The organism is Noviherbaspirillum aerium, assembly GCF_008929045.1.
Taxonomy (GTDB): Bacteria; Pseudomonadota; Gammaproteobacteria; order Burkholderiales; family Burkholderiaceae_D; genus Noviherbaspirillum; species Noviherbaspirillum aerium.
On the sequence record NZ_VFAH01000001.1, the window covers coordinates 336,606 to 348,360 of the forward strand.

The window sequence follows — 11,755 nt, forward strand, 5'->3', positions numbered from 1 at the left end:
TCATTCATCAGGCGGTATGTTCCTCTCTTCGGGTTAGCAGCTTCTGCAGGCCGAGCGCGACGGCAATCAGCGACAGCGCCACGCCGATGAGGACAGCGACGGTGCTCGGGCTTGGGTTGCGCACGGCTTCTGCGAGGTGATGCACGAAGGTCACCGTCATCGCAATGCCGGGCAGCATGCCGAGGAGGGTTCCGATCAGATAATCGCGCAGGCGGATGTGCGAGGCGCCGGCGACCAGGTTGACTACCGTAAAGGGCGCGACCGGCAGCATGCGGATGACCACCACGGCGACAATGCCGCGCCGGGCCAGCCGCTTGCTCAGGCGATTGATGCGCGGACCGAGTACCTTCTGCACGGTTTGCCGTCCCAGCCATGCGCCGACGCCGTAACTCACCGCAGCGCTCAAGAGAGCTCCAGAAATCGCATACAGCGTGCCGGCGACCGGCCCGAACACGATGCCGGTCACGGCGATCAGCAGCATCACCGGCACCATGACCAGCCCCGCCAGTACATAACTCACCACCACCGCGACCGGGGTGAACGGCAATTCATCCAGGCCGCGCGCAAAGCCCACCAGCGAGTCCAGGTTGACCCAGTCGCGCAGCGGCGTCCAGCGCCAGGCCACGGCGAGCAGGACAAGCGCGATGGCGAACAGGCCGATGCCGGCCATGCGGCGCGGCACCGGCTTGCGGGATTCGTTGGGCAGGAACTCGGCCACCAGTTCGTCCGGATCGATCGGCTTTTCCGGATCGAAAATGGCTTGCTCCGGAATCAGCGCATCGAGTTCCGGCGTGGTGTCCGGATGCATTTCCTGCAGGCTGCGGCCGGACGTCCGCAGCGCCGAAACGGTCGCATGCAGGCTGTTGCTTTTCGCCATTTCCGCTTGCACGCGTTCCGGCGCGGTATCCAGATGCTCGCCGAGCAGGCGGCTGCGCAGCCGGGCGATGGCGCGCCGTATCTGCGGATTGCCATGCGCCTCGATCGTGATGTTGCATTCGGTATCGGTGGCCATGGAACGGCTGCTGAGATTGGCCGAGCCGATGGAAAACAAGTCGTCATCCGCCGCGAAGACCTTGCTGTGCACGTTCAGGCACTGCGGCGCCAGCCCGGGTATATGCGGACAGACCATCCGGTAGCGGCCGAAGCTGTCGGCCGCCTTCAGCCGCTTGTGGGCGCGAGCGCGCAGCACGCCCATGGTGGCCTGCTCCAGCCAGCCGCTTTGCGTCTGCGGGGAAATGATGAGCACCTCCGGCCCCTGCGGCTCTTCCAGCCGCTGCGCCAGCGCATTGGCGATGGTGCCGGAGGTGAAATACTGGTTTTCGAAAAACAGGTGCTGCCGTGCGGAGGCAATCGCATCCAGGTGCAGTTGCCTGATTTCATGCACGCCCGCCCTGCCGTCGAATTCCGGTTCGGTGCGGGAAATGGCGATGTCGATATCGGTCAGGTCGGGCTTGACCTGCGCCGGCCAGGGATCATGGTCCGACTGGCAGACCACCACCGGCGTTTCGCCGCAGGCGCGCTCCCAGCGCGTGCGCGCCAGTTCGCCGAGCGCGCGCGCGGCATCGCCGTCCACCATGGCCTGCACGTCATGAAACGGCGCATGCGGCTTGCCGTCGCTGTCGCAGCGCAGTGGCGCATCGCAGGCATGTTCCGAGGTATCCCAGCGGCTGCGCGTGAGGTCGAGCCCGCCGACAAAGGCGACGCGGTCGTCGACCACGACGATCTTCTGATGATGGGAACCGCCGATGGGATGTTTGGCATCCATGCGGAAAGCCAGGCGGCGATGGGTGCGCCAGTCGAGCTTGTAGACCGGCAGCCACTCCCGTTCCAGCGCGTACAGCATGGCGAAGTCCCAGTTGAGCACATAGGCGCGCAGACTGGGCCGGGAGGCGACGACCTGGTGCAGGAATTCGCCCAGCGGCTCGGGAAAGCCGTCATTGGCGCCTTCCGGAACCAGGCGCATGCGGCTGTCGATGTCCCAGCTGAGAATGAAGATGCTGTGGCGCGCATTGCGTATGGCTTCGCGTACCGCGCGGAAATAAGGCTCCGCATCAACCAGCATGCTGAACCGGTGCGCGCGCTCGATGCGCCAGCAATTGCGTCCCTGCTGCAGGATGCCGGACGGCGAGGCGACGGATGCGGAGCGCTGTTGTAATGCCATGCGTATGCTGTCAAGAAGGAAACTGTGAGCGTTCGACGCGACGCCCGGGTTGAAGTTTCTCGGCTTGATGCAGGACGCGTGCCTGCCGGCGGGATTGCCTGCAGGCGAGCTTGGCGGCAGGAACCCTTTGGGTCAGCTCAGCAAGGCGTATTCCCCGCCGCGCTCGAGCGCACGTTGATAGGCGGGTCGCTCATGGATACGCTGCAGATAGGCCATCAGCCTGGGACGGGAGGCGTCGAGTCCGGCACGGGCGGCGGCAGCCTCCAGCGGGAAGCTCATCTGGATATCGGCGGCGCTGAATTCCTCGCCGGCAAACCAGGTACGCTGCGCCAGTTCGGCTTCGAGAAAATCGAGATGGCGCTTGATCTGCGGCTGGATGAAGCTGCTCTTGGCGCGCCCGGCGATGGCGCGGGCGACAGGCTTCACGAAGAACGGCATCGGGCCATGCTCGATGCGGTCGAAGACCAGCTTGAGCAGCAGCGGCGGCATGGCCGAGCCTTCGGCGTAGTGCAGGAAATAGGTATAGCGCAGGCGGTCTTCGCCGCCGCGCGCCGGAGCCAGGCGGCCATGGCCGTAGCGGTCGACCAGGTATTCGACAATGGCGCCCGACTCGGCGATCGTCAGGTCGCCATCGGTAATCACCGGCGACTTGCCCAGCGGATGCACCTGGCGCAGTTCCTCCGGCGCCAGCATGGTCTTGGGGTCGCGCTGGTAGCGCTTGATGTCGTACTCCAGCCCGAGCTCTTCGAGCAGCCAGAGCACGCGCTGCGAACGGGAATTGTTAAGGTGATGAACGATGATCATGGGGCGGCATTCCTCCTGGTATCGGTGACATCGGTGGCGAAGCGATGCGGCTTGCCAAAGGTGCCGATTGTGCCACGTCCGCGCCGGCTCGGCGGTTTCGGCCTGCCTTCAGGTCGCCTTCAGCAGATCAGGATATGCGCCTTCAACCGGATGCCCGTTGCCGATGCCGGACTGCGCCGCCAGGGCATGCGCAATCTGCCCTGCTCCGCCGCCCGCGGTTCATCGGGCCGCCCGACGCGCTCCTTGATTTCCCTGTTGCGCGACATGGCCCGCATTCGCCCTCGGATTCAGATATCCACCGGATCGACTTCCAGCGACCACCTGGCGCGCGTCTTCGTCGCCCTCAGCTCCGCCATCCAGCTCTTGAGAAAGGCCTGCAGCGCAGGACGCGAAGGCGACTCGACCAGCAGCTGGGCGCGATCGACATTGGAGACGCGGGTCACCGTCATCGGAATCGGATCGTTGATGGTGATGCCTTCATGTTCCATGCATTGCGCGGCATGCTGCAGGAAATCCAGCGCCGTCTGCAATTCCCTCGCCTCGGCGCGCAGGAGCGCCTGGTACATGAAGGGCGGCACGCCGGCCTGGCGGCGCTCGTCGAGCAGTTCGCTGGCGAAGCGGTCATAGTCGTGCGCCATCACCGCGCCGTACAGCGGGTGCTGCGGATAGCGCGTCTGGATCAGCACTTCGCTGGCATTGCCGCCCTCCTTCTGTCCCGCGCGTCCGGCGCGTCCGGCCACCTGCATCAGTTGCGCAAACAGCCGTTCGCTGGCGCGGTAATCATGCGAGAACAGCGCGGTATCGGGATTGAGCACGCCGACCAGGGTGAGGTTGCGGAAGTCATGGCCCTTGGCCACCATCTGGGTGCCGATGAGGATGTCGACATCGCCGCGGTGCACGCTGTCGAATGCCGCCTGCGCGCTGCCCTTGAGCCGCGTGGAGTCGGCATCGATGCGCATGATGCGCGCCTCCGGGAATACGTGCTGCAGGCCCTCTTCCACCCGCTGCGTACCGCGTCCCAGCGGCTGCAGATCGATGTTGCCGCAGGTGGGACAGGAGCGGGGAATGCGCAGCTCGAGGCTGCAGTGGTGGCAGCGCATGCGGTGTTCCGGCTTGTGCAGCACCATGAAGGCCGTGCAGCGCGGGCAGTTGCCGATCCAGCCGCAGGCATCGCATGCCAGTACCGGCGCATAGCCGCGCCGGTTGAGAAACAGCAGCGATTGCTCGCCGCGTTCCAGGCGCAGCTTGAGGGCGCTGACCAGCGTCGATGTCAGTCCTTCCCCGGGCTTGTCGCGCTCCATGTCGATCAGCCGCACCCTGGGCAGTACCGCCGCCTGCGATGCGCGCTCGCGCAGTTCCAGCTGCCGGTAGCGCCCCGACTGCGCGTGATGCCAGGTCTCGAGCGATGGCGTGGCCGAGCCGAGCACGATGGGAATCGAAAGCTGGCGGGCGCGCCAGACCGCGAGATCGCGCGCCGAGTAGCGCAAGCCTTCCTGCTGCTTGTAGGAGGCGTCATGCTCCTCGTCGATGATGATCAGCTTCAGGTGCGGCAGCGAAGCCATGATCGCCAGCCGCGTGCCGAGCACGATGCGGGCATGGCCCAGGTGCGCGGCCAGCCAGTTGGTCAGGCGTTCGCCCTCGGCGAGACCGCTGTGCAGCGTGGCGATGGAGACGCCGGGAAAACGGGCCCGCACATTGCCTTCTAGCTGAGGCGTGAGATTGATTTCCGGGATAAGTATGAGGATCTGCGCCTGGCTGTCCTGTTCCGCTGCAGCGGCCAGGACTCGTGCGGCCGCCTGCAGATAGACTTCCGTCTTGCCGCTGCCGGTCACGCCGTAAAGCAGGGTGGGCGCGAAGCCTTCGGCGGCGGCGATGGCGTCGACTGCCTGCTGCTGGCCGGCGTTCAGGCGCGGAGCATCCGCGGGCGCGGGATCATGAACCTGCTCCTGCTTGCCGAGCTTTTTCAGCGCACGCTCCAGCGATACGGTTTTTTCGCTGCGTAGGTTTTTCGGTAGTGCCGGAAGGGCGACTTCGCCAAGCGGCCGCTGGTAATAATCCGCGGCAAAGCGGCACAGGTTCAGCCATTGCCCGGACAAGGGCGGAAGCGGGCGAACGGCGATCGCGCTCTTCATCTTGTCGGCCGGCACATTGGTATCGCTTCCGACCTGGACGATGATGCCTACCGCTTCGCGCCGACCGAATGGCACCTGCGCCAGCTGTCCGACCTGCGGTGTGCTGCCCTCGCCCGCCCACCTGTAGTCGAAGCAAGTGTCAAGTGGGGTATCCAGCGCTACAGTAAGGAAAACGTCGGTCACAAGTTAAAGTAATTATTCAAAGATTGCGCTAACACTGCGATTCATAAGGCTTTTTTACGCTGTCCACAAACTCTGTGGATAACTTTGTGGAGAACCCGCGCTTGACAAGGAAACGGGCCAGTTGCCATGCGGGTTTCCCCAAATTGCTCAAGCGAAATGCAAAAATTTATCCTTTTAAAATCAGTCACTTGCAAATGTAGATTTGTAGAAGGAAATTATTTTGACGAAAGAAAGTTGTTGCTATGCACAAAGACGACACTGCTTCGATTTTGTGAATAAGTGCTGATGAACCACGACGTTTGTCAATGTTTTTTCCCGTTTGAAAGATTCATTCGCACAACAGTAACTGCAGATCACTTTCCTGGAAGATCGCTCATCTGCGCTGCATCAAATTCGCATGACCGTACGGAAATTTAACTTTTTTCTTAAGGAAATGCTGTAAATACCGGTTTCATAAGTGCTTTTTCAACTATCCACAAAATCTGTGGATAACTTTGTGGAAAAGCGCCTTATAAGCGCTGGGAAGGCTTGATTTCATGCGGTTTCCAACAGAATGCCGTATTGAAAAGCAAAAATACATCCCTTTAAAATCAATGACTTGCACCGGCACTACCGTAAGGAAAGATAGACTTCAAGCAATAGAAGACCACCTCTTCTCGGTAGCGTGGAATTGTGAATAAACGGAGGTTTCCGTCCGGAAGTGTTTCGCCTGTGATAGTTATTCACAGGCGTTTTCCATGGCTTTTTCAGCCGCGTTGCCTGCGGCTAAAACTGTGGACAGCTTCCACCAGCACGGTCACGGATTCCGGCGGTGTGAACTGGGAAATGCCATGGCCGAGATTGAAGACATGGCCATTTCCTGCGGAAGGCGTTCCGTAGGAGCTGAGCAGCTTTTCCACTTCGGAACGGATCTGGTCGGGTCCGGCGAACAGCACATTCGGATCGAGGTTGCCCTGGAGCGCGACCTTATCTCCCACGCGCGCGCGCGCCTGCCCGAGGTTGACCGTCCAGTCGAGGCCGACCGCATCGGCGCCGCTGTCGGCGATCTGTTCCAGCCACAAACCGCCACCCTTGGTAAACACGATGGCGGGAATCTTCTGGCCATCATGTTCGCGCTTGAGCTGGCCGAGCACTTCGCGCATGTAGGCAAGCGAAAACTGCTGATAGATGCCGTCCGCCAGCACGCCGCCCCAGGTATCGAAAATCATGACTGCCTGCGCTCCAGCCTCGATCTGGGCATTCAGATAGGTTGCCACGGCGGCCGCATTGGTCTTGAGGATGTGATGCATCAGGTCGGGCCGGTTGTACAGCATGGTCTTGACCTTGCGGAAGTCATCCGATCCGCCGCCTTCCACCATGTAGCAGGCCAGCGTCCAGGGACTGCCGGAGAAGCCGATCAGCGGCACCCGGCCGTTCAGCGCGCCGCGGATCTGGGTCACGGCATCGAATACGTATTGCAGCGACCCTTCCTGCGGCGCCTGCAGGGCCATGACGGCTTTTTCATCGCGCAGCGGACGCTCGAATTTCGGACCTTCGCCTTCGGCGAAATACAGTCCGAGACCCATGGCATCGGGCACGGTGAGGATGTCGGAAAACAGGATGGCGGCGTCGAGCGGATAGCGGTCCAGCGGCTGCAGCGTCACTTCCGTCGCATAGTCCGGATTTTTTGCCAGCCCGAGGAAGGAACCGGCGCGTTTGCGGGTGGCGCAGTATTCGGGCAGGTAGCGGCCTGCCTGGCGCATCAGCCACAGCGGCGTGTATTCGGTAGGCTGGCGAAGCAGTGCGCGGAGGAAGGTATCGTTCTTGAGGGGGGCGAAATTGGATGGCATAGGAAGACTCTCAGTGATCCGCCATTATCGCCGATGCGGGACGATTCGACTGCATGCCCTTGGCTTCGGAACGCATATTTCCGGCCATGAAGCCGGCGGTCTTGAGTCCGGACGTCTTGCCTTCGGCGGCGGTTCAATCGGATGTCAGCCGGCGTTCGGCCCGGATTCGGGCAGCCGGTATTGTCATCTTGGAATCAAAATCCCCTGCTGTTCCTCGTCGGCGATACGGCGAATGTAGGTGGCGAAGTCGGGGTCTTCTCCACGCAGGAGCTGGGGCAGGAGATAGTAAAAATCCTCGCGCCGGCACCATTCCCGCATGTAGTCGTCCCATGAATTCCAGCGCCGCAAGGCGACACCGCTCAGGTCCTCTTCATAGGAAACGATGTAGGCGCGTTCGAACAAGGCGATCAGCATTTCGAAAATGATGAGCATGCGCTCGCGCTGTTCGTCGCTCAGATTGCTGCTCTTTGCCGTTGTGCGCAGTTGCAGGTCGGGATTGTCGAGCACGATTTTCAGGAAATCGCTATAGGCATTCTGCAGCAGCTGGTAGGCCTCCTCGTCTTCGGCATCGCGTTCCTTGCGCTGCTCGTAGAGGAACAGAAAAATGGCGAAGGGCAGACCGAATACCGTGACGACGAAGCTGGCCGTCTCCCAGAAATCTGGGTTGATCAGGAAGTTCATGACATTCTCGAACGCAATAATGCTTATCGTACCGGCATTTTCGGGTTCGGCGGCATGTGAAGCGGGACTTTCGGCGGCAACAGGCGTGCAATGCCCGCTGCCGCTAGCAGGTCGGCCCAGGCGCGGTAGCCGGCGGCGGAAGGATGGTAGCCGTCGCATGCCAGCAAGGCGGGATCATGCATGTCCAGCGCGAGCGGCACGTGGAGGATGGTGTCGCTGGCTGCGGCGAGGCGGCGCAACGCGGCGTCCAGGCTGCGGGCTTTCAGGCCCATGACATAGCGCAGGGGCTGCGGCAGCACCGGCAATGCCGACATCGGCGGCACGCCGGAAAGCAGAATGCAGTGCGGGGAGCAGCGCCGGGCCACTTCGGCCAGCAGGGCGGACATGTCCCTTTTCCAGCGGCTCACCGAGCGGAATGCGGTGGTGTCATTGACGCCGAAGGCCAGCAGCACGAGATCGACATGCCGTTCCGGAATGCAGGGTACCAGCTGATCCAGCGCATCCGAGACCGTCGCACCGTTCCTGCCGCAAGCGCGCCAGCTCACCGGCCGCCGCAACTCCCTGGCAAGCGAGGCGGCAAGCCGGCCGCCGATGGCTTCCTCATGACGGCTTACGCCAACGCCGGCCACGGTCGATTCACCGAGCGACAGTATCGACACGGCAGCACCGCCGAAGTCGGCACCGGCAAGTCCCTCCGCCGGCCCTCCGGCCTCCGGCAGGCGCAATGCGATGCGCCGGGTGCGGCGGCCCTGAACGATCAGGCAAGGCAGCATCGCCAGCGCGACAAGCTCCGGCAGAAAGCGACGCATGCTATTCGATCCTGATCTTGGCGAGTTCCGGCTTCGGCGGCGGATAACCCAGCTGCATGGCTTCCATCGCCTGTTGCACGATGCTGGCGATGGCAAGGTTGCGATGCGTCTTGGAATCCGCAGGAATACTGTACCAGGGCGCATGTCCGGCGTCGGTTTCACGTATCGCCTGCTCATACGCCTGCTGGTAATCGCTCCAGAATTTGCGCTCTTCGATATCCTGGGTATCGAATTTCCAGTGCTTTTCGGGATTGTCTATTCTTGCCTGCAGCCTGTCCTTCTGCTCATCCCTGGAGATATGCAGGAAAAATTTCAGGATCGTGGTGCCGGTCTCCGCCAGCATTCTCTCGAAGTCGCGGATGTGGGCATAGCGGCGCCGGCATTCCTTTTCGTCTATCCATCCATGCACGCGCGTCACCAGCACATCCTCATAGTGGCTGCGGTTGAAGATCACGAGTTCGCCCTGCCCCGGCACCTGCTGATGGACGCGCCAAAGATAATCGTGCTCCTTCTCGACAGCGGTGGGCGCCTTGAAGGCGACAGTGCGTATCCCCAGCGGATCGATGCGGCCGAACACTCCCCTGACCGTGCCGTCCTTTCCCGAAGTGTCCATGCCTTGCAGGATCACCAGGAGCTTGCGTCGCCGTTCCGCATACAGGACATTCTGCAGTTCGGCGATGCGCTGCGCCATCTGCTCGACCCGTTCCTTGTCCTTGGCCTTGTCGCCGGTACTGAACGGCTTTTCGCCGGCAGTCTTGTCGACGACCGCAAAATTCTTTCCTACGCGCAGATCATCCGGTTTTGCCATTGTTTCTCCTGTTCTGATGTATGCCCGGCAGATGCTTGCAGGTATTTGCATGCATCCTGCTGTGCCATGGCGGCATCATCAGGTCGAGCCTAGCATGCGCTCAGGGTTCCCGGAATTGAGCGCAGGCATACCTTGAATGCCGGATAGCGGCTTCGCGTGGCGTACGACCGCTCCATCGCGTGGCACGTCATCATGCCGCTTTCCGACCGGCGCAACTCCGGCATGCATGATCTGCGTGGAAAAACTCCTGGAAAAACAAAAAGGCAGCCAAAGCTGCCTTTTTGATTGTTGCGTGTTTTTGTTGCCTGTGCGTCGCTTGCCGCCTGCCTGCATTACCGCTTCTGGCGCAGTTTCTGGATCGCAGCCAGCTGCGCGACGGCCGCAGCCAGTTCAGCCTGGGCCTTTGCATAGTCGATCGAGGAGTCCTTGTTCGACAATGCTTCTTCCGCCAATTTCTTCGCTTCTGCCGCCTTGGCTTCGTCAAGATCGTGACCGCGGATGGCTGTATCAGCCAGCACGGTAACGCCAGTGGGCTGCACTTCAAGAATGCCGCCAGCGACGAAGACAAATTCATCTTCGCTCTGGCCCGGCACCTTGATGCGTACCGCACCCGGACGAATGCGCGTGATCAGCGGCGTATGCTGGGGATAAATGCCCAACTCGCCCGCCTCACCCGGCAACGCGACGAATTCGGCTTCGCCAGAGAAGATTTCCTCTTCGGCGGAGACGACGTCTACGTGAATAGTGTTTGCCATGTCGGAGCCTTAAGTGTGCGTTCTAAGATCCACGATGGGCATGCTGCCCATCGGGTAACTGATTTGCTTCTCCCTTCGAGGGAGTCCGGATGGGAGGCTTCGAATCCTGTGGGAAATTCGTTGCCATCCCGCCACCCTTCCCTGCGGAGGGAGGAAGCCAAACCGCATTACTGGATCTTCTTGGCTTTCTCGATAGCTTCTTCGATCGTGCCGACCATGTAGAACGCCTGTTCCGGCAGGTGATCGAGTTCGCCGGAAGCGATCATCTTGAAGCCCTTGATCGTGTCTTTCAGCGAAACGTACTTGCCCGGGGAGCCGGTAAACACTTCAGCGACGTGGAACGGCTGGGACAGGAAACGCTGCATCTTACGTGCGCGTGCCACGACCAGCTTGTCTTCCGGTGCCAGTTCGTCCATGCCGAGAATCGCGATGATGTCGCGCAGTTCCTTGTAGCGCTGCAGGGTGCCCTGAACGGCGCGTGCGGTCTCGTAGTGTTCCTGACCGACGACGTTCGGGTCCAGCTGGCGCGACGTGGAATCGAGCGGGTCAACCGCGGGGTAGATACCCAGCGCAGCAATGTCACGGCTCAGAACGACGGTGGAGTCGAGGTGAGCAAAGGTGGTTGCCGGGGACGGGTCGGTCAAGTCATCCGCAGGGACGTACACGGCCTGGATGGAAGTAATCGAACCGGTCTTGGTGGAGGTGATGCGCTCCTGCAGACGGCCCATTTCTTCGGCCAGCGTCGGCTGGTAACCCACCGCGGAAGGCATACGGCCCAGCAGCGCGGACACTTCGGTACCGGCCAGCGTGTAGCGGTAGATGTTGTCGACGAAGAACAGAACGTCACGGCCTTCGTCACGGAAGGATTCCGCAATGGTCAGACCTGTCAGCGCCACGCGCAGACGGTTGCCCGGCGGCTCGTTCATCTGGCCGTACACCATCGCCACCTTGGAGTTGGCGAGGTTGTCCAGGTCCACGACCTTGGAATCGGCCATTTCGTGATAGAAGTCGTTACCTTCACGAGTACGCTCACCCACACCGGCGAACACGGACAGACCCGAGTGCGCCTTCGCGATGTTGTTGATGAGTTCCATCATGTTCACGGTCTTGCCCACACCCGCACCGCCGAACAGACCAACCTTACCGCCCTTTGCGAACGGGCAGACCAGGTCGATCACCTTGATGCCGGTTTCGAGCAGTTCCTGCGACGGCGACAGTTCGTCGTAGGCAGGTGCCTTGCGGTGGATCGATGCGGTCGTTGCTGCGTTGACCGGACCGCGCTCGTCGATCGGGTTGCCCAGCACGTCCATGATGCGGCCCAGTGTTGCGGGACCGACCGGTACCATGATCGGTGCGCCGGTGTTCTGGATGGTCATGCCGCGACGCAGACCGTCGGAAGAGCCCAGAGCAATGGTACGGACGATGCCGTCGCCAAGCTGCTGCTGCACTTCGAGTGTCAGCTCGGAGCCAGCCATTTTCAGGGCGTCGTACACCCTGGGCATGGCGTTGCGCGGAAATTCCACGTCAACCACGGCGCCGATACACTGAACGATTTTGCCTTCAGCCATTTTCGTTCCTTCAATATTTTAAGTT

The 11,755-nt window shown here is 61.5% G+C and carries 10 protein-coding genes; all 10 read right to left on the bottom strand.

From position 1 onward, the window contains the following. Positions 1-7: 7 nt before the first annotated feature. The 10 genes from FH061_RS01605 to atpD all read right to left on the bottom strand — a co-directional run bounded on the left by FH061_RS01605 (position 8) and on the right by atpD (position 11,730). Complete coding sequence (locus FH061_RS01605; RefSeq protein WP_151632289.1) at positions 8-2,161, bottom strand: VTT domain-containing protein; 2,154 nt, start codon at positions 2,159-2,161, stop codon at positions 8-10. Between the two features lie 132 nt (positions 2,162-2,293). Beyond that, positions 2,294-2,965 (bottom strand): glutathione S-transferase, encoded by a 672-nt coding sequence (locus FH061_RS01610; protein WP_151632291.1) that lies wholly within the window; start codon positions 2,963-2,965, stop codon positions 2,294-2,296. A 119-nt stretch (positions 2,966-3,084) separates the two neighbouring features. Then, the gene (locus FH061_RS30250) at positions 3,085-3,231 is read right to left on the bottom strand and encodes a hypothetical protein (protein WP_192804857.1); all 147 of its coding nucleotides are present in this window, start codon (positions 3,229-3,231) and stop codon (positions 3,085-3,087) included. Between the two features lie 21 nt (positions 3,232-3,252). After that, positions 3,253-5,280 (bottom strand): primosomal protein N', encoded by a 2,028-nt coding sequence (locus tag FH061_RS01615; RefSeq protein ID WP_151632293.1) that lies wholly within the window; start codon positions 5,278-5,280, stop codon positions 3,253-3,255. 746 nt (positions 5,281-6,026) lie between these two features. Further along, positions 6,027-7,109, bottom strand: coding sequence for a uroporphyrinogen decarboxylase (gene hemE, locus FH061_RS01620; RefSeq protein ID WP_151632295.1), 1,083 nt, complete (start codon positions 7,107-7,109; stop codon positions 6,027-6,029). Positions 7,110-7,292: 183 nt separating this feature from the next. Continuing rightward, positions 7,293-7,790, bottom strand: coding sequence for a hypothetical protein (locus tag FH061_RS01625; RefSeq protein ID WP_192804858.1), 498 nt, complete (start codon positions 7,788-7,790; stop codon positions 7,293-7,295). 23 nt (positions 7,791-7,813) lie between these two features. After that, the gene (locus tag FH061_RS01630) at positions 7,814-8,599 is read right to left on the bottom strand and encodes an SGNH/GDSL hydrolase family protein (protein ID WP_151632297.1); all 786 of its coding nucleotides are present in this window, start codon (positions 8,597-8,599) and stop codon (positions 7,814-7,816) included. Between the two features lies 1 nt (position 8,600). After that, complete coding sequence (locus tag FH061_RS01635) at positions 8,601-9,407, bottom strand: polyphosphate kinase 2 family protein (RefSeq protein ID WP_151632299.1); 807 nt, start codon at positions 9,405-9,407, stop codon at positions 8,601-8,603. A gap of 332 nt (positions 9,408-9,739) precedes the next feature. Beyond that, on the bottom strand, positions 9,740-10,162 hold the full coding sequence (locus FH061_RS01640) for a F0F1 ATP synthase subunit epsilon (RefSeq protein ID WP_151632301.1): 423 nt from the start codon (positions 10,160-10,162) through the stop codon (positions 9,740-9,742). A 167-nt stretch (positions 10,163-10,329) separates the two neighbouring features. Continuing rightward, positions 10,330-11,730: a F0F1 ATP synthase subunit beta gene (atpD, locus tag FH061_RS01645; RefSeq protein ID WP_151632303.1), complete on the bottom strand. Its 1,401-nt coding sequence runs from the start codon at positions 11,728-11,730 to the stop codon at positions 10,330-10,332. Between the last annotated feature and the right edge of the window lie 25 nt (positions 11,731-11,755).

Coding starts and splice junctions, on each gene's coding strand:
- FH061_RS01605 (WP_151632289.1), bottom strand. CDS start 2,161: ATGGCATTACAACAGCGCTCCGCATCCGTCGCCTCGCCGTCCGGCATC.
- FH061_RS01610 (WP_151632291.1), bottom strand. CDS start 2,965: ATGATCATCGTTCATCACCTTAACAATTCCCGTTCGCAGCGCGTGCTC.
- FH061_RS30250 (WP_192804857.1), bottom strand. CDS start 3,231: ATGTCGCGCAACAGGGAAATCAAGGAGCGCGTCGGGCGGCCCGATGAA.
- hemE (WP_151632295.1), bottom strand. CDS start 7,109: ATGCCATCCAATTTCGCCCCCCTCAAGAACGATACCTTCCTCCGCGCA.
- FH061_RS01625 (WP_192804858.1), bottom strand. CDS start 7,790: ATGAACTTCCTGATCAACCCAGATTTCTGGGAGACGGCCAGCTTCGTC.
- FH061_RS01630 (WP_151632297.1), bottom strand. CDS start 8,599: ATGCGTCGCTTTCTGCCGGAGCTTGTCGCGCTGGCGATGCTGCCTTGC.
- FH061_RS01635 (WP_151632299.1), bottom strand. CDS start 9,407: ATGGCAAAACCGGATGATCTGCGCGTAGGAAAGAATTTTGCGGTCGTC.
- FH061_RS01640 (WP_151632301.1), bottom strand. CDS start 10,162: ATGGCAAACACTATTCACGTAGACGTCGTCTCCGCCGAAGAGGAAATC.
- atpD (WP_151632303.1), bottom strand. CDS start 11,730: ATGGCTGAAGGCAAAATCGTTCAGTGTATCGGCGCCGTGGTTGACGTG.